This is a genomic window from Streptoalloteichus hindustanus, assembly GCF_900129375.1.
Classification (GTDB): Bacteria; Actinomycetota; Actinomycetes; order Mycobacteriales; family Pseudonocardiaceae; genus Streptoalloteichus; species Streptoalloteichus hindustanus.
The window spans coordinates 763576-789289 of sequence record NZ_FQVN01000002.1; the positions used below are offsets into that span (position 1 = coordinate 763576).

The following is a 25714-nucleotide window of genomic DNA, read 5'->3' on the forward strand; positions in this document are numbered from 1 at the left end:
ACAGTAGCCTGTTCTAGGTCAGGGCCTCATTTTTGAGGTGTGCATACTGCGTACGTCGATTTGCGTACGACGTATGCGGAGGGTTTCATGCGTAGTGTCCTGATCTCCGGCGCGAGCATCGCGGGGCCGGCGCTGGCCTACTGGCTGCACCGCCACGGCTTCGCGCCCACCGTGGTCGAGCGCGCGCCCGCTCCCCGCCCGGGTGGGCAGGCGATCGACATCCGCGGGGTCGCGCTGGACGTCGTGGAGCGGATGGGGCTGCTGGAGCGGGTGCGGGAGATGCGCACCCGCATGCGCGGGATGTCCGTGCTGGACGGGGACGGCAACGAGGTCTTCCGCTCCACCGAGATGACGCTCAGCAGCGGCCGACTCGACAGCGACGACATCGAGGTGTTGCGCGACGACCTGACCTCACTGCTGTACGAGCACACGCGCGACGACGTCGAGTACGTCTTCGGCGACTCCGTCACCGGCCTCACCCAGGACGAGCACGGCGTGCGGGTCGAGTTCGCCAACGCCGAACCCCGCACGTTCGACCTCGTGGTCGGCGCCGACGGCCTGCACTCCGCCGTCCGCCGGCTCGCTTTCGGCCCGGAGAGCGAATTCCTGCGCCACCTCGGCACCTACATCGCGATCTTCGGCACCGACAACATCCTCGACCTCGACAACTGGCAGATCTGGGTCAGGCACAACACGCGCGAGGGCGTGGGCTACGCCGTCTACCCCGCGCGGGACAACACCGAGCTCCGGGTCACCCTCGGGTTCAGGTCCGAACCGCTGGACTACGACTACCGCGACGTCGACCAGCAGAAGCGGATCATGGCCGAGCAACTCGCCGACCTGGGCTGGGAGACCCCGCGCCTGCTGGCCGCCATGCACGACTCGACCGGCTTCTTCTTCGACGCCATGGCGCAGATCCACATGGACCGCTGGTCGACCGGGAGAGTCACCCTCGTCGGCGACGCCGGCTACTGCCCGTCGCCCCTGTCCGGCCAGGGCACGAGCCTGGCCCTGGTGGGCGCCTACGTCCTGGCCGACGAACTGCGCGCGGCCGCCGGAGACCACGAGTCCGCCTTCCAGCGCTACGAGGAGCGCATGCGGCCCTTCGTCACGCTCAACCAGGCCCTCGCGACCGACTACCCCCAGGGCGAAACCCCGGAGGAAGCAACCGCCCACGCGAAGAACGCGATCTCCCTCGACCGCTAGTCGCACGAGGTCATGGCGTTGGCGAGATGCCAACGCCATGACCGGCATTGCTTACAGGTCAAGGGCTCCGGACTTCACGTGCGCGATGAAGGATGCGAACACGGAGCGCTCGACCATCAGGACTGGGCGAGTCATGCCAAGGTGCGCCTGGGTAGGTGCCGATCCCATGGTCGACACCACGGTGGCGATCACCATCAACACCAAGTCCGGTGGCCTGGAGGGCATCTACCAGCGCCAGAACAAGTACGGGCACTTCCAGCCCACCACCGTCGCCGGATACCCCGCGGTCCAGGCCGTTGACTATCGAGACGCGCCCAGACAAGGCGATTGCCGAAACTTGGTCGGGGTTGCCGAGGAACGCATCATCACCGCGCACACCACCATCGGGGACCGCAAGAATCCTGACTACACCACCGCTTGCAAGGTCAGTGACCAGGTGGCGGCCCTGGTGATCGAGAACCTGAGGGGGCGCGGTAGGGCTGGTTGGCTCGACGGGCGGGGGAGGAGGGGACGGGGGCGTCGTTAGCATGGGGGCGGACGGCGAGTGGGACGGGTGGAGGGGCGGACGTGGCGAGGAACCAGATCCCGGTCGTCGTGGTGGCGGGGTTCCTGGGGTCGGGGAAGACCACGTTGCTCAACCACCTGCTGCACGCCAGCTCGGACACCCGGCTCGGGGTCATCGTCAACGACTTCGGCAGCATCAACATCGACGCGATGCTCGTCGCCGGGCAGGTCGACTCCACGATCTCGCTCGGCAACGGCTGTCTGTGCTGCGCCATCGACTCGGCCGACATGGACGAGCTGCTCGACCGGCTCTCCGATCCGAGAAAGCGGATCGACGTCATCGTGGTCGAGGCCAGCGGGCTGGCCGAGCCGCAGGGCGTGATCCGGTTGGTGCTGGCCAGCGGCAACCCCCGGGTCACCTACGGTGGGCTGGTCGAGGTCGTTGACGGTGCCGAGTTCGAGCGCACCAGGAGCATCCACCCCGAGCTGGACAAGCACCTGCGCTACGCGGATCTGGTGGTGCTCAACAAGAACGACCGGCTCGACGACGAGGAGCGCCGTCGGGTTCGCGCCACGGTCGAGCAACTCAGCCCGGGCACTCCGGTCGTGCCGACCGCGCACGGTCGGGTGGATCCCGCTCTGCTCTTCGACGTCCGGACGCGCCCGGAGCGCAGTGAGCGGGCACAGCAGCTCGCGTTCGACCTCCTCGCGGCGGAGGACGAGGCCCACGAGCACCACGACGGCTGCGGCCACGGGCACGACGAGCACCTGCACAGCGCCTACGAGAGCGTGTCGTTCTCGACGGAGCGGCCGGTGGACCCGAACCGGCTGATGGACTTCCTCACCGACCGGCCCCGGGGCCTGTACCGGATGAAGGGTTTCGTCCACTTCGACGTCAAGGGGTACCGCCAGAAGTACACCCTGCACGTCGTGGGCAACTACCTCTCCTTCCAGCGCTCGGCGTGGGGCCGCGAGGAGGAGCGGCTGACGCGGTTGGTGCTCATCGGCTCGGGCCTGGACCTGGACGAGGTGCGGCGGCGGTGGGAGGACTGCCTGCGGGGCGAGGGGGAGCCCGGCGACGCGAGCGGGATGTACCGCGTCCTCCGCCACACCAGGTGACCTGACCTGGGGTGTCCACTGTGGACACCAGGTCGACCGTCCACACAGGACGTCCCCGCCCCCTGGCCCGGCTCAGGTTCGGGGGCGGAGCACGACGAGCAGCATCACCGTCTCGGTGGCGCCGGGGTTGTCGAACCGGTGCGTCCGGTCGGCGGGGAGGACGGCCGCGTCGCCGGCCCGCAGGTCGACGGTCGTCTCCCCGGAGGTGACCCGGAGCGTGCCGGAGAGCACGACGAAGGACTCCTGCGTGCCCGGGGGGTGCGGGCGGAACGCGGCGGGCGCCCCGCCCGGCGGCAGCGTGTACCGGATGATCTCGGTGCCCGGGACGGGCTCCAGCAACGCCTCGCGGACCGTGCCGGTGTCCTCGTCCACCATCCGGGAGACCTGGTCGCCGCGCACCACGGTGGACGTGGTGGGGCGGTAGCCGACGAGTTCGGACAGCGGCCGGCCGAGCGCCTCGGCGATCTGCAGGGCGTAGTGCAGGCTCGGGTTGCGCTCGCCCCGTTCGATCTTGGACAGCGCGGCCCGGGAGACCCCGCTGAGCTGGGCCAGCTCCTCCAGCGTGAGCTGGCGCTCCTGGCGGAGCCGACGCACCTCGACCCCGAAATCTTTCTCCAAAGGTAGATCTCCTCTCCTATTGTCTACTAGCGTTGGGTCCTCAACGAGAACGCTAGTCGCCGATCGGAGAACAGACGGTGCTGACCTTCCGGTGGACCCGGTGAGCGCGGCGCTGGCCGCCACGCCACCCATGTTCGCCCTGCTGCTCCTGCTGCTGCGCCGCACGGCGCTCACCGCCGCCCTGGGCGCGGTGGCCGTGGCGGTGGTCATCGCCCTGCTGGCCTTCCCGACCCCGCTCGACGCGCTGGTGAACACCGGCGCGCGGCTCGCGCCCACCGCGGTCGAGGTCGCGGTGATCCTGCTCGGCGGGGTCGTGCTCAACGAGCTGCTGGCGGCCAGCGGGACGCAGCGGCGGTTGGCCGACGCCATCGCCGAGGCCTGTGGCGGGCGGGGCAGGGCCGTGGTCGTCGTGGTGCTGGGGGTCACGCCGTTCGCCGAGTCCGTCACCGGCTTCGGCATCGGTGTCGTGGTGGCGATCCCGCTGCTGCGCCGGCTGGGGCTGTCGGCCCGCCAGGCCGCGATCACCGGTCTGCTCGGCCTGGTCACGGTCCCCTGGGGCTCGATGGCGCCGGGCACGCTCGTCGGGGCCCAGCTCGGCGGCGTCGGCTTCCAGGAGCTGGGGGTGCGCAGCGCCGTGCTGTCGCTGCCGGTGTTCCTGCTGGCCGGGGCGGGCGCGCTGCTGGTCGCGACCGGCTGGCGCGGTCTGCTGGGCGCGCTGCCCGACCTGCTCGTGGGCACCGCCGTGCTGTGGACGGTGATCTGGGCGACCAACACCTGGATCGGCGTCCCGCTGGCCGGGGTGCTCGGCGGGCTCGCCCTGATCACCGTCGCGCTGCTGCTGGGCCGGAGGACCGGCGGCGGAGTCCTGCGGACGCTGCGGCCCTACCTGGTGCTACTGGCCGGACTGATGGGCAGCCGCCTGGTGGTCGCGCTGGTCGACGCGGAGGGGTGGTGGACGGCCGTGCTGGTCAGCCCCGCGCTCTGGCTCGTGGTCACCGTCGCCGTCACGCCCCGGTTGGAGGGCGTGGACCCCGGCACGGCCCGGGTTTGCGTCGCCGCCGGTGTGCGGCGGGCGGTGCCGGTCGCCGCCTCCGCCGTCGTGTTCCTCGCCCTCGGCGCGCTGCTCACCGTGACCGGGATGAGCGCGGCGCTGGCCGCCGCTGCCGCTGGGCTCGGCCCGGCCTACCTGGGCGTCGCGCCGTTCGTCGCCGCGCTCGGCGGTTTCCTCGCCGGCTCCAACACCGGGGCTAACGCGATGTTCGCCGCCAGCCAGGCGGCAGCGGCGCAGACCCTGGGGGTGCCCGCGCTCGCCCTGGTCGGCGTGCAGAACGTGTCGGCGGCGCTGGCGATCATGAGCTCGCTGCCCCGGGTCGCCCTGGCCGCCCAACTCGCCTCCGACCAGGAGAGCGGTGACCAGAAGAGCGGTGACTCGGCGGCGCCCGCCGACACCACGACCCCGACCAGGGTTCTGCCCGTCGTCCTCGCCGTGGACGTCGTGGTTCTGCTCGCGCTGGCCGCGATCACCGTGATCACCACGATGAGCGCGGTCAGCGGATAGCCCCCCATCCCGCTGGGGGTCCGCGCGTCGAAACCTGTGCCCCCGCGACGCGCGGTGACAGCCCGGCCCGCCCTGAGTTCCCGCCAGGGCGGGCCGGGTTCGGGGCGTCGGCGTCAGAGGACCGGCAGGCGGAAGGTCGTCACCACGGCCCGGTGGTCGGAGGTCCACTCGTTGTCGGCGTGGTGCGGGACGGGTTTGGGCGTGCCGACCACCACCGCCCGCGAGTCCAGCACCCGGATCCGGCCCGCGTAGTGGACGAAGTCGATCCGGTCCTGGGGCTCCGGCGCGCCGGAACTGCCGTCGTGGAACGGGTAGACCGGCGACCAGGTCACGCCCGGCTCCTGGGCCGGAGCGGGGTGCGCGACGCGGAACGAGTCCCGCAGCCCGGCCCGCTCGACCTCCTCGCTGGTCGGCCACGGGATGTCGGAGTATCCACAGTGGACAGCGCTCGTCGCGCTGGTCCAGTCCAGATGGGACGGTGCGTTGAAGTCGCCGACGAGGAAGACCGGGATGCGGTCAGCCTGGGCGAGCTGGGGCGCCATCTGCCCGAGGATGTCCCGGATCTCCCGGGGTCGGCCGGACTGCTCCTCCCGCTTCAGCACCTCCTCACGGCTCATCTTGCTGAAGCAGGCGTCGTAGGGGCCGTAGGGCGTGTAGTTGAGGTGCGCGCTCCAGACGACGATCTCGCGCTGGAACCGCTCGTCCAGCCGAATCCGCACGCCCGCGCCCTTGAGCGCCTTGCCGTCCGCGCTGGGCGGATAGGTGGCGGTGATGGGGTAGCGGCTGATCAGGCCGACGCTGGCGCTGGCCTGGTAGTGGTGCCAGCCCAGGTCCGCGGCCAGGTTCCTGGCCGCCACCGACGAGGTCTCCTGGAACCCCACCACGTCGACGTTCTGCTCCAACAGGAACCGGAGCTGCTTCGTCCGGTGGTCGCGCACCTGGGTTCCGGCGTGCCACAGGTTGAACGACATCACCTTCACGTCGGTGACCAGGGGCTGCCACGGGGCGCGCACGGGGATCGTGACCGTCGCCGCGTCGACGCGACCCCTGGCGTCGGAGACCTCCACCTCGACCCTGGTGGGACGCAGACTGTCCATAGTGGACGGCGTTCCGGTCAGCACGCCGTCACGGGACACCGACACCCAGTTCGGGCCACCGCGCTTGCGGAAGACCAGATCCGGGCGCGCCGGTCGCACCACGCCCCGCACCGCCTGCTCGAACCGCTCGCCCGCGCGGGCCGCCCGCGTCTCGAACGCCCTGGTGACGAAGCGCGACGGATCAGCGGAGACGACGTCGAACCGGGCCGGCTGCGCCAGCCACCGGTAGCCGTCGTCGGCGAGGAGGTAGGCGACGTGGCGCCCCGGCTCCAGCCCCCGCGTGTCGAACTGGACGCGCCCCTCGCCCAGCGGCGCGTACTGCCACGCCGTGGACGGCCCCACGTACTTCTGGTCGACCGGCCCGTTGCCGGGCTCGGTGTACAGCCCCACCCAGTTCTTCGCCGCCGGCCGGTCGGTCCGGTAGCCGATCTCCAGGGTCTGCCCCTTCTCGACCGAGGCCGGCACGACGAGCGCGCCCGCGCCGGTGGCGGCGTGCGCCGTCACCGCCGAGATCGGCAGCAGGAGGTTGAGCAGCACCAGGACCGCCACCACGGCCCTGGTTCGTCGGACAGGTCTCATCGTCGAGCCCTCCAGCCACGAGAGGTCAGTCGGGCCCACCTGGCCCGACGACCGAACCTCACCAGGAACCCGTGACGGGGACCAGAACGCGTGGTGAACGAACCGCCGCCGCCCCGGACCACAGCCACAGCCACAGCCACAGCCACGACCATGTTCGCGGCCGCCGGCCCGGGACGACGACACGTCTCACGACTCGCGGTCCACCCGCAGCGCGCGGTCCAGCTCCTCGGCGTTGGCGAGCACGTCACCGAGCTGCCCGCGCTCCTCGTCGGTCAGCGCCGTGGCCCGCACCTCGGCCAACAACGCCTCGGCCCGGTCGTGGTCGTGCAGGGCGAGAGCGAGTTCCGCGCGGTAGACCAGCGCGGAGACGAGGTCGTGCGTCGGGGTGTCCTCCTCGCGCCGCCGCAGCGCGCCGTCGAGGATCTTGGCCGCCTACTGGGGGTCCACTTTGGAGTCTCCCAGCACGATCGCGTTCTCCAGCGCCTTGCCCAGCTTGCTGGTCGGCTCCTCCCGGGGCTCGTCCTCGCTGTCGTCCCCGTCCGCCGCGAAGAACCGGATCCAGTTGCCGCCCGGGTCGAGGACGCTGAAGCCCGACGTGGCCCCCGTGTTCTTGCGCCGCCTCGGGCGCGTCATCCTCGGGATGCCCGACACGAGCACCTTTCCGTGCGCCGCGCGCATTCCCGCCGCGAAGGACTCGTACAGCGCGCCGGTGTCCTCGACGTAGACGAGGCACGTGCCGTAGGACTTCTCGGGGTCGAAGTCCTCCAGTCCGAAGAAGTGCAGCTGGAGATCCTCGCGCCGCACGGAGAGATAGGGGGTTGGGCCGGGTCTGCCGGTGCGTGACCGCGAAACCGAGCATCTGGTAGAAGTCGCCGATCTCGTCGATCGACGCGCAGGGCAGGAGCGGGATCGTCACCTCGTTCGCCACGGCGATCCATCTTTCCCAACGGTGTCAACCATTTTTCTGCTCCCACGAGTTGGGGCCACCAGGGCGTGAGTGCCCGAGAGCTGTCCCGAACCTGTCGGTGTCGATGCGCTCCCGAACGTCGATGCGCTCCCGAACGCTGAGCGGTTTCTCAGCCTCGGTGAGCCACGATGACGTCGGCTGCCTCCAGTGAGAGAAGGGAAACCGGATGCAGAGAGCTCGTTGGTCACGACGACTCGTCATGACAGCACTGCCCGCGGTGGTCGTGACCGCCCTCGTCGCGCCCGCCGGCGCGGCGGCTGCGCCCGCCCCGTCGACGCCGCTGACCCTGACGCTGCCCGCGCCCACCGGGCCGCACAAGGTCGGCAGGGCGGACCTGCACCTGGTGGACCGCTCCCGTCCTGAGCCGTGGGTCGAGGGGCGTCCGCACCGGGAGCTCATGGTCAGCGTGTGGTACCCCGCCCACCACACGCCGTACCACCCGGTGGCCACCCACATGGCGCCGGCGGCGGCCGCGGACTTCGCCGGCGACGCGGCGCGGTACTTCCGCGTTCCGGCGGGCTCGATCGACTGGGCCGCCACGAAGACCCACGCCCGCGTGGGCGCGCCGGTGGACCGGCGGGGCGGCCCGCGGCCCGTCGTCCTGTTCTCCTCGGGGCTCCAGTCGGTCCGGACGCTGGGCAGCGTGCTGGTGGAGGACCTCGCCAGTCGGGGTTACGTGGTGGTCACCGTCGACCACACGCACGAGGCGCCGCAGGTGGAGTTCCCCGGCGGCCGGATCGAGCGCGGACGGGTCTCGGTCGAGGACCGCGCCCAGGTCGAGAAGGCGTTCCAGGTCCGGGTCGCCGACACCCGGTTCGTCCTTGACCAGATCACCGCGCTCAACGCCGGCCACAACCCGGACGTCGACGGCGCGCGGCTGCCGCTGGGGCTGCGGGGCGCGCTCGACCTCTCCCGGGTGGCCGCCACCGGCTTCTCGCTCGGCGGGGCCGCGGCGGCGCAGGTGACGCACGACGACCCGCGGATCGACGTGGGCGTCAACCTCGACGGCCGGTTCTACGGCTCGGTCGTCGGGGCCAACCTCGACCGGCCGTTCCTGCTCGTCGCCAACGAATCGCACACCCACGGGACCGACCCGACGTGGCCCGCCTTCCGCGCCGCCCAGCGCGGGTGGGTGCGCGAGCTGAGCTTCGCCGGCGCGGCGCACATCTCGTTCTCCGACGTGCAGTCCCTGCTCCCGCAGTTCGCCACCCGGCTGAACGTGCCGGGGGACCTGGTGACCGCGCTGATCGGCGCCATCGACCCGCGGCGCTCCCTCGCCGCCCAGCGCGCCTACCTCGCGGCCTTCCTCGACCTCCACCTGCGGGGTCGGTCCACCACGCTGTTCGACGGCCCGTCGCCCGCCCACCCGGACGTGCGGTTCGTGCCCTGATCCCGCCGGTTTCCGAGCGGAACGGGTCGGGCGCCCTCCCCCGGGTTGAGGGGAGGGCACCCGACCTCTGGCGTTCAGTCGTCCGAGGAGGTCGTGTCCTCGTCGAGCTGGCCGGACAGGCCCCGGCTGTTCGCGCTGACGACGAAGGAGGCCCGGTCGCCCACGCGGAACCGGTTGGCCGCGTCCCCGAGGTGGACGAACAGCGACTGGGTGTTGCCCCGCTGGTCCTGCACGTCGACGAAGCCGAAGCCGCGCTCGGCGAACACCTTGGTGAACACGCCCTTCATCCGCCAGCCCTCCTGGGCCAGCGCCCCGGCCACCGGCCGGTCGCCGGGCCGCAGCGGGTCGGTCGGCAGGAAGCGGACGTTCTTGCCCCTGGTCAGGTCCTGCTGGCCGTCGGCGAGGAACCGCCGGTCGACGTAGTGGTCGCCCCGCTCGGTGCGGATGAAGCCGCGGCCGTGCTCGGTGCTCCAGTTGTCGACCACGCCGTGCTGGAACCGGTCGGGCCCGCCGCCCGCGCGCACGACCGGGGCCGGTCGCGGGCTGGCGGAGATCTGGATGCTCTCCCGCACGGTCTCGTTCCTGGCCCCGAACTGGCTCTGCGCCCAGATGATCTCGTAGTAGCTGACCCGCTGCCCGAACCCCTTGAGCCCGACCTCGCCGGCCAGGTGGTACTCGTTGGTCGGTCTGTCCAGCGCCCGGCCGATCTCCGAGCCAATCTTGGTCATGTCGGCCGCGTGGAACGTGTTGACGTCGATCCACACGGCGTTCGGCGCCGCGGAGGTGGACAGCCGCGCGGCGAGGTCCACCGTGCTGCCGATGACGTCGATCGCCCCGGCCGGCGTGTTGTACTCGACCACCTTGCCGGTCGAGATGCCCACCGTGCACTGGCAGTTCTGGATGAGGGTGGTCTCCTGCTGGAGCCGGCGCAGCTCCTCCTGCAGGGCGATCCCGGAGCGGATCGCGCTGGCGCTGCCGGTGTCGTCGAACACGGCCAGCACGCCGTCCCCGAGGTACTTCACCACCTGCCCGCCCTCGCGCTGCACGGCGTTGGTGGCGATGTCGAGGAACTTGCCGATCGTGGGCAGCCAGTTGACCTCGGCCGTGCGCTCCTTGAGCTTGGCGGAGTCGACGATGTCGGCGAACAGGATCGTCTTGCGGGGCCGGTCCTCGGTGCGGAGCGCGTCGCTGAACGCCTCGAAGTACTTCATGATCAACCTCCACGGGGTGACAGGGAGAGAAGGTGAGGGGCAACGCTTGCGTCCGAAGGGTGACGTCAATCGCCCGTTGTGACCGCGTCATGTGACGCAGTGCGGGGGAACCCGGGACCGAGCGCGATCTCGGGTCACTCTTTCGCCGAGGTGCCGGGTGCGGCCCAGCCGGCGAACGGCTCCGGCCGGAGCAGGGTGATCTCGCGCCGCCGGACTGCGACCACGCCGTCGCGGCGCAACACGCGCAGCGCGCGGATCACCTGCTCCCGGGACGCCGCCACGCAGCTCGCCACGTCCTCCTGGGACAGCGGCACCCCGATCACGACCCCGGCCCGCTCCTGCCGGCCGAACCGGCGGGCGAGGTCGAGCAGCAGCCGGGTGAGCCGCCGCTCCACCCTGGCCACCCCGGTGTGCTCGGTCCGGTTGTGGTTGGCCTGCCGCACCCTGGCCAGGACGGTCCGGTGGAGCAGGGCCGCGGTGCGGGGGTGGCGGTCCAGGAAGGCCCGCAGGGCCGGCGCCGGCACGACGAGGGCGCTGAGCGGGGTCAGCGCGACCACCGACGCCGAGCGGGGCCTGCCGTCGAGCACGGCGAACTCGCCGACGATGTCGCCGGGGCCGAGGAAGTCCAGCACCGCCTCGGCCCCGGCCACGGAGATGCCGACGATCTTGACGTACCCGGAGAGCAGGACCACCGCCGAGACGCCGGGGTCCGCCACGCGCAGCACCGTCTGCCGGGCCGCGTAGGGGCGGACGTCGCCCAGCGCGCGGAGCTCGGCCCGTTCCGACGGGGGGATCGCGGAGAAGAAGGGCGTGTTCGCGCCTACGGCGTCGGATGGCGGGAATGCCGACATCGCACCTCGATACCGTTCGTGACAGCTATGACCCAGGTCACTCTGACGAGGGAGTGGTGTCACTGGTTCTGGTGGCAGAGGAATGCACCCGAACGCATCATCACTGCCCGCCCTGTTCCCCGAACGGCCCAAGGTGCGCGCGGTGTGCTTACGCGGGGTGACGGTGATCTTCTGTTGGCGTGCGCCAGCGGACGAGCGGTGGCGGATGCCGCGTTGTTGACTGACGGCGAACTCCTCGCACGTCGTGCGCCAGCACGTGGACCACCCCGGGGCGGAGGCGAGACGAACCCGCCCACGCGGACGGAGGTGTCGTTCCCCATGGCCGAGCCGGCAACACCACAACGCCTGAACTCTCCTGCGGGCCTGGCGGCGGGGGAGGGCCTGCGCGCCGCCCACTGGGTCTCGATCGACCACACCTTCGAGACGGCGCACCGCCTGCCACACCTGGGTGGCAAGTGCGCCAGCCTGCACGGCCACTCCTGGCGGGTGGCTGTCGGAGTCGCCGCCCCGCGCCTGGATGGCGACCTGACCGTCGTCGAGTTCGGCGCGCTCAAGACCGCCGTCCGGGACTGGATCGACACCCGCCTCGACCACGGCACCATGCTCGGGACTGAGGACCCGCTCGTGGAGCCACTGCTCGCGGCCGACTGCAGGGTGTTCCGCTTCGGTGCCGGCCACTCCGCCGTCGACGGCGAGGAGCTGGCCGCCGACCTGGCATGGCCGACCGTGGAAGCCGTCGCCGTGCTGTTGCGCCGCATGAGCCAGAAGATCCTCGCTGAGCTGCCGCACGCGCCCGAGGCGCGGGTCGGACGGGTCGCCGTCCGCGAAGCGCCGCTCAACACCGCCGAGTGCGGGCCGGAGGGCATCCTCTGATCTCCGGCGCGTCGACGGGTGCGCGGCCGTTCCTCATCTGTCACCTCTCTGTCCATAGTGGACCGGTTGGGGACGGTTCCACGTGGCCGGGGTGGGTGAGCGCCCTGGCTTCCCGTGGAGTACCGGCGTACGTTGCGAGATCGTCCGACGAAGCACGAGCGAGCGAGCGCGTGGGGTGTCGGCAGACGAGCGACGACGCCGAGGATGCCGACGATGCCGGCCCCGTGGGATGACGGAACCGCCGTCCTGCCGAGGAGGAAGCCATGTCGCACGAGCCGGTCTGGTCGCCGCTTCCCAACAGGCGCAGTGTGTTGCGGGGAATGGGCGTCGCGGCGCTGGCCGCGGGGTTCGTCCCGACCGGTGCGGACGCACAGGCCGGAAGCGCGGTCCGGCCCGTTCCCCCCGACGCCGTCGGGCTGCGCCCACCAGCCACGCCGTTGGTCGTTCGCGCTCCCTACCTGAACACCTGGTTGACGGGCGACGACCTCGCCGGGTCCTGGAGCCGGTTCTGGACCGGGGCGGTCACCGCGCTGTGCGGGATCGCCGTGGTCGACGGCGAGTCCTTCGTGTTCGCCGGGCAGCCCGGATTCGCCGAGGCGAAGCGGATGCGCCAGGCGGACTTCTCGCTGACCTCCACCGAGTCGATCTTCACGATGGAGGGCGCCGGTGTCGCGCTGACCGTGACGTTCCTCTCGCCGGTCGACCTGGAGGACTTCCGACGGCAGTCCGTCCCCGCCAGCTACGTCGTCGTCACCGCCCGGAGCGTGGACGGGCGTGCGCACCAGGTCAGCGTCTACCTGGACATCTCCGCGGAGTGGGCGCACGGCGACCAGAGCAGTCCGGTCGGATGGGCACGTCACGACCTGGCCGGCGCGAATCCGTTGACCGCGTTGACCTTCACGCCCGCGTCGCCCGAGCCGTTGACCGAGCGGCACGACCAGGCGTCGTGGGGGACGGTGGTGTGGGCCGCCGACGCGCGTCCGGGCCTGACCTGGCAGATCGGCGCGGACACCGTGGTCCGCCGGCAGGGCATGACCGGCGGGTTGGCCAACCAGGTGGACGCCCGCATGCCGCGCGCGATCAACGATGCCTGGCCCGTGGCGGGTTTCCGGCAGGACCTGGGCGTCGTGCGCCCCCACGAGCCGAGCCAGGAGCTCGTGCTGCTCCTCGGTCACGTCCGGACGCCGGCCGTCCGATACCAGGGCGCGGACCTGCCCCCGCTGTGGTCGGCCTACTGGGGCGACTGGCCGGAGATGCTGGCCTGGTTCCGCGCCGACCTCCCCGCGGCCCGTCGGCGCTGCGCCAGCCTGGACGAGCGGATCGTGGCCGAGGCCACCGCTGTCGGCGGGCCGGCCTACGCGCGACTGTGCCGGCTGGCCCTGCGTCAGGCCGTGGCCGGCGCGGAGCTGGTGCGCGGGGACGGCGCGGTCTGGGCGTTCCAGAAGGAGATCTCCTCCGGCGCGTTCATGTCCACTGTGGACGTTCTCTACCCGGCGGCTCCCGTCTACCTGCACCTGGGACCGGCACACCTGAAGGCGTTGCTCCTGCCGGTGATCGACTACGCGCGGACCGGGTGGACCAAGCCCTACGCGCCGCACGACCTCGGCCTCTACCCCAGGGCGGACGGCCAGGCGTACGGCAGCGGGGACATGCCCGTGGAGGAGTCGGCGAACCTGCTCGTGATGGCGGCGGCGCTGGTGGGTCGCCTGCCCGACGAGGAGATCCGGCGGTTCGTGACGCGGGAGTACCCGGTGTTCCGCCAGTGGGCCGAGTACCTGGTGGACCACGCGCTGGACCCCGGACTGCAGAACCACACCGACGACTTCACGGGCCCGATCGCGCACAGCGTCAACCTGGCGCTCAAGGGAATCACCGGCCTCGGCGCGATGAGCCGCCTCGCCGCTGCCGTCGGCGAGGAGGCCGACGAACTGCGCTACCGCGCCACCGCCTTCCGCTACATCACCCTCTGGGCGGACCGGGCCAGGGACGACGCCGAGGACCACCTCAAACTCGCCTACGACCGGCCGGGAACCTGGAGCCTGAAGTACAACGCCTACGCCGACCGGCTGCTGCGCCTCGGCCTGGTCCCGCACCGGGTCGCCGCGCAGGAGGCCAACTGGTACCTCAGATCCGCCGCCCGGTACGGCATCCCGCTGGACGTGCGCCACCACTACACCAAGAACGACTGGGAGCTGTGGTGCGCGGCCTGGCTGGTGGACAGGCAGGACGTTCGGCAGCTCATCGTGGAGCGCGTGCACGACTACGCGCACCAGACGCCGTCCCGCGTCCCGTTGAGCGACTGGCACGACACGGATTCCGCGGTGAACAAGGGGTTCCAGGCGCGGCCCGTCGTGGGCGGTTTCTTCGCCCCGCTGACCGTCGACAACCAGCGGACCCCGAGTGCCCCGACCACGGGGCACGGCCCGGCGGTCGCGCAGGATGTCGTCGGCAAGCTCACCTTCGTCACGACGACCAGTTCCGGGCGCCTGGTCCACGGCTGGCAGTCACGTCCCGGGCAGGGACCGTGGGAACGCGCCGAGCTGATCGACGGTGTGGTGGGCGACGCGTCCAGTCTGCTGGACGTGAACGGCAAATTGACCTATTTCGTGCGCACTCGCAGTGGAGAACTGGTGTGGGGGTGGCAGGAGAGCCCGGGTCGGGGGCCGTGGCGATCCGAGATCATCGCCCGCGACATCGCCGGAAGTCCCGCTGCGGCACTGGACATCGCGGGCAAGCTCACCGTTGTCGCCACCACGGTGTCCGGGCGGTTGGCGCACGGGTGGCAGTCGCGCCCGGGGGAGGGTCCGTGGGAGTGGACCGAGCTGGTTGACGGTGTGGTGGGGGATGCGGCGAGTCTGCTGGACGTGAACGGAAAGCTGACTTGTTTCGTGCGTTCTCGTGATGGGGATTTGGTGTGGGGGTGGCAGGAGAGCCCGGGTCGGGGGCCGTGGCGGTTCGAGGCCATCGCTCGTGACGTTGCCGGGATTCCCTCGGCCGCCCTCGACGTCTCGGGCAAGCTGACGTACTTCGTCCGGACCCGCGACGACCACCTGCTCCACGGGTGGCAGACCAACCCCGGCCGGACGACATGGGATTCCGCACGTCTGACCCCGATGGCGCACGGCGACCCAGCGTCCACTCTGGACTCTTCCGGCCACCTGGTTGTCCTGACCCGGCACCGGAACGACGAGTTGCTGTGCGGGCGCCAGGAAAGACCGGGCCAAGGGCCGTGGCGGTTCGCGGTGCTCGCGACGAACGTGGACGGCAACCCCGCCGCCATCACCGATCCGGGCGGCAAGCTCACGTTCTTCGTCCGCGCCAAGGATGGACACCTGCTGCACGGGTGGCAGACCTCGGCCGGCGGCGACCGGTGGGACACCACGACGCTGGGCAGTCTCGGTGCGCCGAACTCCCACCCGGCGCGTGGCACGTCCTGACCTACCGGTCGGCGCCTCCCCTGAGGTAGGCCAGGACGGCGAGCACCCGCCGGTTGGTGTCCTCGGTCGGCGGGAGGTCGAGCTTGGCGAGGATGTTGCCGACGTGCTTGCCCACGGCCGCCTCGGAGACGACGAGCTGCCGCGCGATGGCCGCGTTGGAGTGGCCCTGGGCGACCAGGGCCAGGACCTCGTGCTCCCGGGGGGAGAGCCGGGCGAGCGGGTCGCGGCGGTGGTTCAGCAGTTGCCGCACCACCTGCGGGTCGACGACCGTGCCGCCGGCGACCACCTGCCGCAGCGTGGACACGAAGTCCTCCACGTCGACCACCCGGTCCTTGAGCAGGTAGCCGACCCGTTCGCCGTGGCCGGAGTCCAGGAGTTCGGCGGCGTAGCTGCGTTCCACGTACTGGCTCAGCGCGACGACGGGCAGGTCCGGGTTGGCCCTCCGCAGCGCCACGGCAGCCCGCAACCCCTCGTCGGTGAAGCCCGGCGGCATCCGGATGTCGGTGAGCACGAGGTCGGGTTCGTGCTCCGCCACGGCGTCGGCCAACGCGGCGGCGTCCCCGACGGCGGCCACGATCACGAAACCGAACCGCTCCAACAGGCCGGCGAGCCCCTCGCGCAGCAGCACGCCGTCCTCGGCGAGGACTACGCGGACGGTGGGGTGATCTGGCTGCACGGGAGCTCCACACGTAGCAGGGTCGGCCCGCCGGCCGGACTGGACAGGAACATCCTGCCGTCGATCACCGCGACCCGGTCGGCGAGGCCGGTCAGGCCGCTGCCCCGCTCCGGGTCGGCGCCACCGCGGCCGTCGTCGGCGACCTCGACCGTCAGCAGGCCGCCGTCCCGGCGCGCCGTCACCACGACCTCGGTGGCGCCGCTGTGCTTGGCGACGTTGGCCAGGGCCTCGGACACCACGAAGTAGGCCGTGGCCTCCACGTGGGTGGGCAGCCGGTCCGGCAGGTCGGCGCGCACCGCGACCCGGACCGGCGAGCGGTCGGCCAGCTCGCCCAACGCCGCCGGCAGACCCCGGTCGGTGAGCACCCTGGGGTGGATCCCCCTGACCAGTTCCCGCAACTCGGCCATGAGCTGCTTGGCCTGCTCGTGCGCGTCCACCACGTTCCGGTGGGCCGTCGAGCCCGGCGGGAGGTCCAGCCGCGCCAGGCCGAGCCGGAGGGTGAGGCTGACCAGCCGCTCCTGGGCGCCGTCGTGCAGGTCGCGCTCGATGCGCCGGCGCTCGGCCTCGAAGGCGTCGACCAGGCGGGCCCGGGACCGGGACACCTCGACCAGCTCGGCGCGCAACTGCTCGTGACCGCCGTGGAGCAGCGCGCGCGCCACCGCCGCGTGTGCGCCCGCGAGCAGCGCCAGGAGGTAGGCGGCCAGGGGGAGCAGGAGCAGTCCGAGCGCGGCGTAGCCCAGCGCCTCCGGGGTGCTGGAGACCGAGACGAAACCGAGGATCACCGGGGCGCCGCCCCGCTGGACGAGCAGGGGACTGGCGAGGAACAGGACGGGCACGAGCAGCGTGCCGAAGCCGACGACGCAGAGGAACGGTCCGACCGTGACCAACAGGACGGCGTAGGCGACCTCGCGCCAGGTCGCCATTTCCCCGTACCACGTCCGGAGCTGTCGCCAGCGGTCCTCTGTGGACGGACGTGGCCGTCCGCTGTGGACCGGTCGGCTGTCCACCATCCGCAGCCGCCGTCGCTCCAGCGCGGCCAGCGGCACCGCCACGAGCGGCAGGCCCACCGCGAGCAGTCCGGCGCCGAGCACGGTCATCGCGAGCGACGAGCCGAGGGAAGGGGACGACGCGACGAGCAGGCGGGACCCCGCGACCAGCCACGGCAGTGCCAACAGCCCCAGCAGTGGCGCCACCGCCACGACCAGCAGGCAGGTCCCGAGGAGGTGGCCCAGGGCCTGCCACGGCCACGTGCCGAGCAGGAACCGCCGGTGCGTCAACGCCTCCCACGGGGTTCTCGGATTGGGGACGGTCACCGTACGACGCTAACCGGTCGGGCGGCTCGTGTCGGGAGGTCTGGGTGGTGTGGTCGAGGTATATCCAGCCCCACCCCGGTTCTGGTCTCCAGCGGTAGTGAACCGCGCGCCCCGCGCTGGTCTGCTGACGCCGTGGCTACGACAACCCTCACTTCCCCGGCCAGCTCCGCGCCGGACACGCTGAACGCGCCGAACACGCCGTCGCGTGCGACGCGGTCGCGGTCCTCGGGACTCGGAGCGTTTCTCCTTCTCTCGTTCGGGATCGCGTGGGCCTGCATGTTCGTCGCGAGGGCACTGGGCATGTCCCTGGTCAACCCGCTGGTCCAGCTCACGTTCGCCTTCGCCCCCGCCATCGCCGGGTACGCCGTGCGGAAGTGGGTGACCAGGGAGGGCTTCGGCGACGCGGGGCTCGCGCCGCGCCTGCGCGCCGCCTGGCCCCACTACCTCGCCGCGTGGTTGGGGCCGTGGGCGCTGCTCGGGGCGTCGCTCGCGGTCGCCGCCGCGGCCGGTCTCTGGCAGCCGAGCCTGGCGCCCCTGGGCGACGTGGTGCCCGGACTGCCCGGCTGGGGGCTGGTCCTGGCGCTCCTGCTCGTCGTGCCCCTGCTCACGCCGGTCTACTGGGGCGAGGAGTTCGGCTGGACCGGCTACCTGCGGCTCCGCCTGCTCCCGCACCGCCCGGTGCTGTCCACCGTCCTGACCGGACTGGTCTGGGCGGTCTGGCACTACCCGTTGGCCTTCCTCGGGTACATCGAGTTCGACAACGTCGCGCTGGGCCTCCTGGTGTGGACCGTGTCGTTCCTGTTCCAGGAGTTCCTGTTGAGCTGGCTGAGGATCAGGGGTGGCAGCATCTGGCTGCCGAGCCTCGCGCACGCCGGCAACAACATGGTCCTGTCGTTGCTGGCGGGCGCCCTGCTGACCGGCGGCGCGGGCCTCGGGGTCATGGCGGTCACGCTGATCACCGCCGTCCCGATGGCCGTGCTCACCGCGTTCATTGTCCTCAGTGGACGGTTCTCGGCGGCGCGCGCGTCGGCTGGTCCACGGTAGTGACCACGTCGCGGGGCCGGGCCGAACCCCGAGGGTGCGCGGGGTTCGGCCCGATCCGCTCACTCCCCGTCGGTCAGGTCGACCAGGTCGGCCAGGACGGCCGCGGCCTCGGCCGGCCGGACCAGGAACCCGACGTGGCTGCTGTCGAGCGAGCGCACGTCGAACGGGTTGTCCGGGGTGAGCGCGTCGGCCTCGCGGATGAAGCGGTCCTGCAACGCGACCGGGATCGACGTGTCCTGGGTGAGCCGCACGTAGGTGCGGGGGACGCGGCCCCAGGTGTCGGCATGGGCGCGGTCCTCGGGACCGCCGGCGTCCAGGCTCTCGTCCGGCTCCAGGGTGTTGAGGTAGGCGAGGAACTCCTGCTCGGTGCCCTCGGCCAGGATCGCGTGCTTCAGCGCCGCGAGCAGCCGCGGGTCGGCGGTGCGCCAGTTCATCCGGAGCACGCCGAGCTCCACGGGATTGCCGACCAGAACGCCGGCGGTGTCGTTGAGCGCCGTGGTCGCGTACTCCGGCGTGGCCATGTACTCACCGACGGTGAGGTCGACGCAGCACCACGCCGAGATGTAGACGATCCGGTCGACCAACTCGGGAACCGCGTTGCCGACGCCGGTGAGGGTGCACCCACCCCGGCTGTGCCCCACCAGGATCACGGGGCCGTGCTCGGCGACCCGCCGCACGACGTCCGAGACGTGCTCGACGGTGTCCGCGAACGGGACACCGGCCAGTGTGGACGGTGCGCCGGCCAGCGCCGTGAGGTCCTGGGGCGCCTGGTAGGCGGCCGAGAACGCGGCGCCGAAGCCGTGTCCGGGTAGGTCGACAGCGAGCGTGCGGTGCCCGAGCAGCGCCAGTTCCCGCTGGAGAGGCGCCCAGCTGAACGAGTTGCTGTTGGAACCGTGCACGAACACGAAGGTGGGACTCACCGCGCAATCCTGACATCTTTCACCAGGGAAACGCTGCTGGGCGATGTGCGTCACACGATGGCGCTTCGGCGGGCCGGGCGCCGTTCCCCCAGATCAGGGGGTGGTTTCTCCCTCCGGGCCGAGGAATCCCTCCCACTGGTACCGGCGGTAGGCGTCCTCAATGGACCGATCCAGAGCACCGGTCAGCGCGTAGTGCGCCGTCACCCCGGCCACGGCGTCGACCACGGCCTGCGCCGCCGCGCCCAGCCGCTCCGGCCGGAACACCCCGTGCTTCTCCACTTTCACGCCCATCCCGGCGTCGTGGTGAACCCACCGCGCGCAGTCGCCGGTCGCGACCGCGAGCCGTGCCACGAGAACCAACGGGGGAACGTCCACAGTGTCCGTGCTGTCCGTGCTGTCCGCCGCGCACGCCGTGTCGACGGCGCTGGGCTGGGGAGGCACGGTGAACCGGACCGACTGCTCGTAGTGCCGGGCGAGCCCGACGGCCGCCCGCAGCACGTCCCGCAACTCCTTGACCAGGTTGGCCCGCGTCGGGCCGGCCGGGGTCGCGCCCGTCTCGGCGAACAGGACCTCCTCGGCCAGCTCGCCGACCTCCTCGCAGAGCCGGCCCAACCGGTGCTCCGGCGCGTCGTGTTCGGGAAAGCGCAGGTCGAACGCCCGCGACAGGCGGTACAACGCGGTCGTCCGGTCCACCTCGGCCCCGTCGAGACCAGTGATCACGGGGGCATCGTAGGGAACTGGCGCTCAGCGCGGCGGCTCCGTGCTCCACGCCGTCACGGTCACCTGGCCCGTGGTGCCCAGATCGGTCGACAGGGGCAGGGTGGTGGAGCTCCTGTCAGGGGTCAGGGTGACCGTGACGTGCGAGCCGTTCACGATGTCGCCGTGGGTGACGGTGTTGGACCAGGACAGCACCGCTCGGGCGGTGGCGCCGGGGCTCAGGGTCAGGTCGCGCGGGCCGGGGTCGCTCGCCATGTACGACGACCCGCGCTTCACCCGCACCGGCAAGGGCTTCTGCTCGCCGTCGAGAACCTTCACCTCGGGGTACCCGCTGAGGTGGTAGGGCTGCTGCCCGCAGTTGGTCACGACGAGCACCGAGGCCCGGTGCCCGAGCGCGGCCTCCACCTGGCCGGCGGTGACCAGCGCGCCCGACTTCGGGCAGGACGCGGACGCGGGGACCGGCGTGCCGGCGGCCGAGGGGAGGTCGAGCGACTGGACGGACGTCCTGGTCGTCGGCACCGCCGCCGACCCCGACGGGTCGGTCACCGAAGGACGGCCGATCCCGCCGTCGCTCCCGGCGGCGGCTCTGCCGCCACAGCCCGCGAGCAGCGCGGACAACATCAGGGCTGTGGGCACCACGGCCGACATGAGGCGCGTGCCGCGTCCGCGGGTGTGCAGCGAGGTCATGCGGCCACCGTAGCCAAAAACGCGCAGCGCCGTCGCCGGCGGAGCAGAGATTCCAGCAGAGCTTCCACTGTGGACGCGTTGTGTTCAGATCACGCCTCGTCGTAGCGGGTGCGGGCGGTCTCGATCTCGACGACGTGGCGCTCGGCCCACTGGCGCAGCACGTCGAGCGGGCCGTCGAGCGAGAGTCCCAGCGGGGTGAGCGAGTAGTGGACGGCCGGCGGCACCGTCGGCTCGACCCGGCGGGCGACGAGGCCGTCCCGCTCCAGCGAGCGCAGCGTCTGCGACAGCATCTTCTGCGAGATCCCGGAAACCCGGCGGCGCAGCTCGGCGAAGCGCACCTCGCCGGGGGCGGCGCCAGCGAGAACCTTGATCAGCATCGACTCCCACTTGCCGCTGAGCCGGTCGAGCACCTGGCGCGTGGGGCAGGCCGGGTTGAACAGGTCGCCGGGGGAGTCGTCGGGTCTCGCCCCGGTCGCACGTGCTGGCGTGGTCACCTGTGGCTCACCTCGTCTCGGGAAGGTGCCGTCTTCGCAGCCTAGGACACGAGAAATGGTGGTGACCAGGTCACCACTGGTAACTGATGAAGGATCCGTGAGTCCGGCGCGCGCTGTTCTCCCGGCACTGAGCGGCGTTCGCCGCACGCGACGGCACTATCAGTCCACAGTGGACTTGTTGCGCTCGGGGTCGGTCGCCGGTGTGGTTTCGTCGCCTCTGCCGGGTTTCGGCTCGTTGCCCGGTTTCTCGCGCTCGTGGCCAGAGCGGATATCGTTGTCGACGCAAGTGATCTCTCTCGGCACCGTTTTCGCCCCGCCAGGTCTAGGGTCGGGACCTGTGAACGAGACGCCAAGGATTGGTGCGTCCCCGGCTCTTCCGGACGTCCTCCAGGAGTTCATCGGGCTCTACACGAAGGTCAAGCGCCGGGCCGTGGACGGGGGCGTGGACCCCAGGCTGATCGAGCTGATGCTGATCAGGGCCTCCCAGATCAACGGGTGCGCGTTCTGCCTGGACATGCACATCCGCGACGCTCGCAGGCTGGGGGAGACCGAGCGGCGGCTCGACGTGCTGGCCGCGTGGCGCGAGACCGCGCTGTACTCCGACCAGGAGCGCGCCGCGCTGGCGCTGACCGAGTCGATCACCACGATCTCCGAGCACCGGGACGTGCCGGACGACGTGTACGAGCACGCCACGCGGGTCTTCACCAAGGAGCAGTACGCCACCCTCGTGTGGCTGGCCTCGATCATCAACACCTTCAACCGGCTGAACGTGACCTCCCGGCGGCAACTCCCGTCGTCGTAGGTCGCGCCGACTCGCCTCGGGTCCGCGTCACCGCGAGCGCTCGCGGTGACGCGTCGCCCGCAGAGTGAGGGAGCTGCGCCGCCGAGGCAGGCCGAGCGCGACCAGGGCGGTGGCGACGAGCGTCGCGGCGGTGGCCAGGAACACGCGGCCGTGGTCGACGGCGGTCTCCGAGCTCTGGCCGATCGTGACCAGCACGGCCAGGCCCAGCGCGCTGCCGATCTGCTTGGTGGTGGTCATCAGGCCGGCCGCCGCGCCGGCGTCGGACGTGTCGACCCCCGAGGTGACCGCGGTGGTGAGCGGGGTGTTGAGCAGACCTCCGCCGAGCGAGATGACGACCGCCGGCCCCAGGACTCCCCAGAGGTAGCCGGTGTCCGAACCGACCCGGCTCTGCCACAGGAAGCCGGCCGCGGCGAGGACGGCGCCCACGACGACCAGGTGGCGGGTGGAGAAGCGCCGCATGAGCCGCGGCGTCACGCGGGTGCCGACCAGCATCGACAACAGGGTGTGCGGGAGGAACCCCATTCCCGTCCACAGTGGACCGTAGTGGAGTTCCCGCTGCATGAACAGGGTCAGGAAGTACCACATCGGGATCAGACCGGCCCCGGCGAGCAGCATCGCCACGTTGCCGACGGAGACCGCGCGGACGCGGAAAAGGTGCAGCGGGACCAGCGGCGTGCGCGTGAACCGGGCCTGCGTCACGACGAACACCGCCAGCGCGCAGACGCCGCCCGCCAGGGTCAGGGCGGTGAGCGGATCACCCCAGCCGTGGTCGTGGGTCCGCGTGATGCCGTAGGTGATGGCGGCGAGGCCCGCCGTCACCAGCGCCGCCCCCGGCAGGTCCAGTCGCCGCGCGGAGCGGTGGCCGTGGTCGGCCGGCAGGACGCGGGCCGCCAGGACGAGGGCCACGACGCCGAGCGGCACGTTGACCAACAGAACTCCGCGCCACGACAGGAACTGCGTCAGCAGACCGCCGACCAGGTTGCCCGCCGTGCCGCCAGCGAGACTCACGGCCGACCAGGTCGCCACGGCGCGGGTGCGTTCCGGCCCTTCGGGGAAGGTGGTGGTGAGGACGGTCAGCGTGGTGGGGACCAGGATCGCCGCGCCCAGCCCCTGCACGACCCGCGCCACGACCAGCACGCCCGCGCTGGTCGCCAGGCCGCCGACCAGGCTGGCGGCGGTGAACAGCGCCAGTCCCAGCCCGAGGGCGCGCCGCCGGCCGTGGAGGTCGGTGAGTCGGCCGCCGAGCAGGAGGAAGCAGGCGAGGGCCAGCGCGTAGCCGTTGACGACCCACTGGAGGTCCGTGGCGTCGAAGCCGAGTTCCACCTGGAGCGAGGGGAGTGCGACGTTCACGACGGACGCGTCGAGCACCACCATGAACTGGGACGCGCAGGCGAGGACGAGCACGGCCCGGGAGGGGGAGCGGAGGGCGGGTGTCTCCCGCGCGCCACCGGGCGCGGTGCCGTTCTCGGCGCCGTTCTCGGTGAGGTTCTCGGTGTCGTGATGTCCCACGAGCCCACCCCCTGGGGCCCGGACGGCCGGGTCCCGACTTCGGTTCGTGATACAGCGGTACCGTATACAGCTGTACCACAACCTGGCGCGCGGGAGGCTGATTGTGCCGAGAACTGTCGACCACGCCGAGCGGCGTGCCCGGATCGCCGAGGCCCTGGTCCGGGTCGCCGCGCGCGACGGCCTGCACGCGGTCACGATGCGCTCCGTCGCCGCCGAGTCCGGGGTCTCGCTGCGCATGGTGCAGTACTACTTCGAGACCAAGGCGCAGCTCATGCTCGGCACCCTGCGGCACCTGGAGCACCAGAGCGACGGCCGGTGGGCCGCGCGCCTGGCCGGGTCGTCCCGCCCGCGATCGGCGCGCGAGGTCGTGGAGGCGTTCCTCGCCGAGGCGCTGCCCACCGACGAGCGCAGCCGCGCCTTCCACCTCGTCTGGACCTCCTACGCCGTACTGGCGATGACCGATCCCGACCTCGCCGAACAACCGTTCGTCGAAGGTCCCCGGCGGCTTGAGCGGCAGCTCAGCGAGGTGCTGCGGAGGGCGCAGGCCGACGGTGAGCTGGCGGAGGACCGCGACCCGGCGGCGGAGGCGGCCCGACTCGTCGCGCTCAACCACGGTCTGGGCACCGGCGTTTTGGTCGGCCAACGCACCGCGCAGGAGGCGTTGGGCGTGCTGCGTTACCACCTGGACCGCCTGTTCGGCGCGTCGTGCGCCACGACCCGGACGGGCGGCGGCGAAGCCCGGACGGCTTCGAGACCGGTCAGTGCGTGTTCGTGATTCCCTCAATGACTGGGGTCGCTGAAAACTGTTCCGCGCTCTCGTTGTCTCCTCGGGACCCCGGCTGTCCTCTTAGGACACTTCCTCTGTCTACAGTGGTCTGATCTCCGCCGTGAGCTCCGCGAGCACCCGGCACGCGTCGAACGCGCTGTTGCGAACAGGATGAGGCGGCGCCGCCGCGCTCGCCACCGTGTCGGGTGACCCGAACGGGGTCGCCCAAGGTGTTGGCCCGACCAGCGGGGGGACCGGGCCGGGCGGGACCATCGGTGACATGCCTGTGGTTCGTCCCTCCCGCGCCGGCCAGCGCCCGCGGCGGTCGGCACGACGCTCCGCCGGTCGCCCGGCCACCGCGGCCGGCGCCCGCGAGGCGGTGGCTCGGCGATGACCTCACCCCGGCCGGACCGGCTCCGCCAACGCCTGGCGGAGCTGCTCGACACCCACCTGGAACAGCTCCAGCGCGCCCACATCCGACTGCTCGCCCTCGGCCCCGCCTCGGACGAGGGCGAGGGGGAGGACGTGGAAGGCGTGGAGGAGGTGCTGGTGACCAGCGCGATCCTGGCCCAGCAGTTCGCCAAGGACACGCTCGCCCTGCTCGGCGACGACTTCGACACCGCCGCCGTGAGCGCTCTGCGCGACGTGATCGGGAGCCCCGAGACCGCGCTCCTGATGCCCGACGACGTCGAGGCGCTGGCCGCGCTGCGCGCGGACGCCGCCGCGTTGCTGGCCGCGGTCTGGGTCGCCGGGGAGCTGACCGCCCTGGTGCCGCCGAGCGCGTGGCCGGAGGACCTGCCGGCCCTGTGCCTGGCCACGGTGACCCGCTCCCGCCTCCACCACCAGCTCAACGACGACCTGGCGGAGCTGGACCACCCCAACGGCCAGGAGGACGACGACTCCTAGGCCGTGCCTTCCCCGCCGCGTGATCAGCGTGCCCAGAACCCACCCGGTGGGAACACCGCTCCACCACGGTGCGCGGAGTGGAGAGCACCGGTTACGGCCAGAACTCCGGAGCCGCCAGCGGCGACGCCCCATACAGTGGCGAAGGCATGACGGCCCTGACGTCCTTCACCTTCGTGCGCCACATCGACGGGCTTCGCTACACCTTCGAACGCGACGGCGAACGCAACGGACGCCCTGCCTACCGCCGAGCGGACGGCAACGTGTGGTGTGTCTGGTCGCCAACAGAGGGCTGGCACTGCGAGAACGCTGATGGTCTCGTCACCGCGCATCCCCTCAGCGGCCACGCTGACGGACCTGAACCCGCGGCCACTGTCTGGCGGAGCTTCAAGAACGGCCGCTCCTACCTCTACGACCTCCGGGTCCTCGGCCCCGAGGCCTGATCCGCCGGAGAGTGCCCAGGACCAGCAAGA

Annotated in this window: 24 protein-coding genes; 12 read left to right on the top strand and 12 right to left on the bottom strand. The window is 71.7% G+C overall.

Features of this window, described 5'->3' with window-relative positions; all coding sequences use genetic code 11:
- Positions 1-87 precede the first annotated feature (87 nt).
- The 3 genes from BUE43_RS08785 to BUE43_RS08795 all read left to right on the top strand — a co-directional run bounded on the left by BUE43_RS08785 (position 88) and on the right by BUE43_RS08795 (position 2829).
- Positions 88-1206: an FAD-dependent monooxygenase gene (locus tag BUE43_RS08785; RefSeq protein ID WP_073480852.1), complete on the top strand. Its 1119-nt coding sequence runs from the start codon at positions 88-90 to the stop codon at positions 1204-1206.
- Between the two features lie 166 nt (positions 1207-1372).
- Positions 1373-1732: a DUF3558 family protein gene (locus BUE43_RS08790; RefSeq protein WP_143174035.1), complete on the top strand. Its 360-nt coding sequence runs from the start codon at positions 1373-1375 to the stop codon at positions 1730-1732.
- A 41-nt stretch (positions 1733-1773) separates the two neighbouring features.
- A complete protein-coding gene (locus BUE43_RS08795) occupies positions 1774-2829 on the top strand; it encodes a CobW family GTP-binding protein (RefSeq protein ID WP_073480854.1) in 1056 nt (351 codons plus the stop codon).
- Between the two features lie 72 nt (positions 2830-2901).
- Here the strand turns inward: BUE43_RS08795 and BUE43_RS08800 are convergent, their stop codons facing one another.
- A complete protein-coding gene (locus tag BUE43_RS08800) occupies positions 2902-3447 on the bottom strand; it encodes an XRE family transcriptional regulator (RefSeq protein ID WP_073480855.1) in 546 nt (181 codons plus the stop codon).
- Positions 3448-3547: 100 nt separating this feature from the next.
- Between BUE43_RS08800 and BUE43_RS08805 the strand changes: the two genes are divergently transcribed.
- Positions 3548-5005 carry an L-lactate permease gene (locus BUE43_RS08805; RefSeq protein ID WP_073481030.1) on the top strand — a complete coding sequence of 486 codons (1458 nt, stop codon included), beginning with the start codon at positions 3548-3550 and terminating at the stop codon, positions 5003-5005.
- A 113-nt stretch (positions 5006-5118) separates the two neighbouring features.
- Here the strand turns inward: BUE43_RS08805 and BUE43_RS34630 are convergent, their stop codons facing one another.
- The gene (locus BUE43_RS34630) at positions 5119-6681 is read right to left on the bottom strand and encodes an endonuclease/exonuclease/phosphatase family protein (protein WP_073481032.1); all 1563 of its coding nucleotides are present in this window, start codon (positions 6679-6681) and stop codon (positions 5119-5121) included.
- A gap of 432 nt (positions 6682-7113) precedes the next feature.
- Positions 7114-7485 carry a VOC family protein gene (locus tag BUE43_RS34635; protein WP_234995608.1) on the bottom strand — a complete coding sequence of 124 codons (372 nt, stop codon included), beginning with the start codon at positions 7483-7485 and terminating at the stop codon, positions 7114-7116.
- A gap of 362 nt (positions 7486-7847) precedes the next feature.
- Here BUE43_RS34635 and BUE43_RS08820 point away from each other — a divergent pair, with 362 nt between their 5' ends.
- On the top strand, positions 7848-9038 hold the full coding sequence (locus BUE43_RS08820; protein ID WP_083959467.1) for an alpha/beta hydrolase family protein: 1191 nt from the start codon (positions 7848-7850) through the stop codon (positions 9036-9038).
- A gap of 74 nt (positions 9039-9112) precedes the next feature.
- Here the strand turns inward: BUE43_RS08820 and BUE43_RS08825 are convergent, their stop codons facing one another.
- Positions 9113-10249 (bottom strand): adenylate/guanylate cyclase domain-containing protein, encoded by a 1137-nt coding sequence (locus BUE43_RS08825; RefSeq protein ID WP_073480857.1) that lies wholly within the window; start codon positions 10247-10249, stop codon positions 9113-9115.
- A gap of 134 nt (positions 10250-10383) precedes the next feature.
- Positions 10384-11100, bottom strand: coding sequence for a Crp/Fnr family transcriptional regulator (locus BUE43_RS08830; RefSeq protein ID WP_073480858.1), 717 nt, complete (start codon positions 11098-11100; stop codon positions 10384-10386).
- A gap of 318 nt (positions 11101-11418) precedes the next feature.
- On the opposite strand from BUE43_RS08830, the gene BUE43_RS08835 reads away from it, so the two are divergent.
- Complete coding sequence (locus tag BUE43_RS08835) at positions 11419-11973, top strand: 6-pyruvoyl trahydropterin synthase family protein (RefSeq protein WP_083959468.1); 555 nt, start codon at positions 11419-11421, stop codon at positions 11971-11973.
- Positions 11974-12236: 263 nt separating this feature from the next.
- Positions 12237-15410 (top strand): glutaminase domain-containing protein, encoded by a 3174-nt coding sequence (locus BUE43_RS08840; RefSeq protein ID WP_073480859.1) that lies wholly within the window; start codon positions 12237-12239, stop codon positions 15408-15410.
- A 1-nt stretch (position 15411) separates the two neighbouring features.
- On the opposite strand, the gene BUE43_RS08845 is transcribed toward BUE43_RS08840, so the two are convergent.
- Together BUE43_RS08845 and BUE43_RS08850 are read right to left on the bottom strand one after the other, a co-directional pair.
- On the bottom strand, positions 15412-16086 hold the full coding sequence (locus BUE43_RS08845) for a response regulator (protein WP_073480860.1): 675 nt from the start codon (positions 16084-16086) through the stop codon (positions 15412-15414).
- On the bottom strand, positions 16056-17399 hold the full coding sequence (locus tag BUE43_RS08850; RefSeq protein WP_073480861.1) for a sensor histidine kinase: 1344 nt from the start codon (positions 17397-17399) through the stop codon (positions 16056-16058). The genes BUE43_RS08845 and BUE43_RS08850 overlap by 31 nt, the downstream gene beginning before the upstream one ends.
- Before the next feature lie 276 nt (positions 17400-17675).
- Between BUE43_RS08850 and BUE43_RS08855 the strand changes: the two genes are divergently transcribed.
- Positions 17676-18443, top strand: coding sequence for a CPBP family intramembrane glutamic endopeptidase (locus tag BUE43_RS08855; protein WP_083959469.1), 768 nt, complete (start codon positions 17676-17678; stop codon positions 18441-18443).
- 59 nt (positions 18444-18502) lie between these two features.
- Here BUE43_RS08855 and BUE43_RS08860 read toward each other — a convergent pair whose 3' ends face one another.
- From BUE43_RS08860 to BUE43_RS08875, 4 genes are all read right to left on the bottom strand, one after another.
- Positions 18503-19363: an alpha/beta hydrolase gene (locus BUE43_RS08860; protein ID WP_073480862.1), complete on the bottom strand. Its 861-nt coding sequence runs from the start codon at positions 19361-19363 to the stop codon at positions 18503-18505.
- A gap of 93 nt (positions 19364-19456) precedes the next feature.
- Complete coding sequence (locus tag BUE43_RS08865) at positions 19457-20083, bottom strand: nucleoside triphosphate pyrophosphohydrolase family protein (protein ID WP_073480863.1); 627 nt, start codon at positions 20081-20083, stop codon at positions 19457-19459.
- Between the two features lie 24 nt (positions 20084-20107).
- Positions 20108-20767 (bottom strand): DUF4232 domain-containing protein, encoded by a 660-nt coding sequence (locus BUE43_RS08870; protein WP_234995609.1) that lies wholly within the window; start codon positions 20765-20767, stop codon positions 20108-20110.
- An 89-nt stretch (positions 20768-20856) separates the two neighbouring features.
- Entirely contained in the window at positions 20857-21261 is a 405-nt protein-coding gene (locus BUE43_RS08875; RefSeq protein WP_073480864.1) for a winged helix-turn-helix transcriptional regulator, read from the bottom strand.
- Positions 21262-21598: 337 nt separating this feature from the next.
- Between BUE43_RS08875 and BUE43_RS35000 the strand changes: the two genes are divergently transcribed.
- Positions 21599-22063 carry a carboxymuconolactone decarboxylase family protein gene (locus tag BUE43_RS35000; protein ID WP_073480865.1) on the top strand — a complete coding sequence of 155 codons (465 nt, stop codon included), beginning with the start codon at positions 21599-21601 and terminating at the stop codon, positions 22061-22063.
- A gap of 27 nt (positions 22064-22090) precedes the next feature.
- Here BUE43_RS35000 and BUE43_RS08885 read toward each other — a convergent pair whose 3' ends face one another.
- On the bottom strand, positions 22091-23572 hold the full coding sequence (locus BUE43_RS08885) for an MFS transporter (RefSeq protein WP_073480866.1): 1482 nt from the start codon (positions 23570-23572) through the stop codon (positions 22091-22093).
- Positions 23573-23675: 103 nt separating this feature from the next.
- Here BUE43_RS08885 and BUE43_RS08890 point away from each other — a divergent pair, with 103 nt between their 5' ends.
- The 3 genes from BUE43_RS08890 (at position 23676) to BUE43_RS08900 (ending at position 25684) form a co-directional block, all read left to right on the top strand.
- Complete coding sequence (locus BUE43_RS08890) at positions 23676-24347, top strand: TetR/AcrR family transcriptional regulator (RefSeq protein WP_083959471.1); 672 nt, start codon at positions 23676-23678, stop codon at positions 24345-24347.
- 381 nt (positions 24348-24728) lie between these two features.
- Positions 24729-25244 carry a hypothetical protein gene (locus tag BUE43_RS08895; RefSeq protein ID WP_073480867.1) on the top strand — a complete coding sequence of 172 codons (516 nt, stop codon included), beginning with the start codon at positions 24729-24731 and terminating at the stop codon, positions 25242-25244.
- Between the two features lie 77 nt (positions 25245-25321).
- Entirely contained in the window at positions 25322-25684 is a 363-nt protein-coding gene (locus BUE43_RS08900; protein ID WP_200797417.1) for a hypothetical protein, read from the top strand.
- The last annotated feature ends 30 nt before the right edge of the window (positions 25685-25714 follow it).

Coding starts and splice junctions, on each gene's coding strand:
- BUE43_RS08785 (WP_073480852.1), top strand. CDS start 88: ATGCGTAGTGTCCTGATCTCCGGCGCGAGCATCGCGGGGCCGGCGCTG.
- BUE43_RS08790 (WP_143174035.1), top strand. CDS start 1,373: ATGGTCGACACCACGGTGGCGATCACCATCAACACCAAGTCCGGTGGC.
- BUE43_RS34630 (WP_073481032.1), bottom strand. CDS start 6,681: ATGAGACCTGTCCGACGAACCAGGGCCGTGGTGGCGGTCCTGGTGCTG.
- BUE43_RS08820 (WP_083959467.1), top strand. CDS start 7,848: ATGACAGCACTGCCCGCGGTGGTCGTGACCGCCCTCGTCGCGCCCGCC.
- BUE43_RS08825 (WP_073480857.1), bottom strand. CDS start 10,249: ATGAAGTACTTCGAGGCGTTCAGCGACGCGCTCCGCACCGAGGACCGG.
- BUE43_RS08830 (WP_073480858.1), bottom strand. CDS start 11,100: ATGTCGGCATTCCCGCCATCCGACGCCGTAGGCGCGAACACGCCCTTC.
- BUE43_RS08835 (WP_083959468.1), top strand. CDS start 11,419: ATGGCCGAGCCGGCAACACCACAACGCCTGAACTCTCCTGCGGGCCTG.
- BUE43_RS08840 (WP_073480859.1), top strand. CDS start 12,237: ATGTCGCACGAGCCGGTCTGGTCGCCGCTTCCCAACAGGCGCAGTGTG.
- BUE43_RS08855 (WP_083959469.1), top strand. CDS start 17,676: ATGTTCGTCGCGAGGGCACTGGGCATGTCCCTGGTCAACCCGCTGGTC.
- BUE43_RS08870 (WP_234995609.1), bottom strand. CDS start 20,767: ATGACCTCGCTGCACACCCGCGGACGCGGCACGCGCCTCATGTCGGCC.
- BUE43_RS08895 (WP_073480867.1), top strand. CDS start 24,729: ATGACCTCACCCCGGCCGGACCGGCTCCGCCAACGCCTGGCGGAGCTG.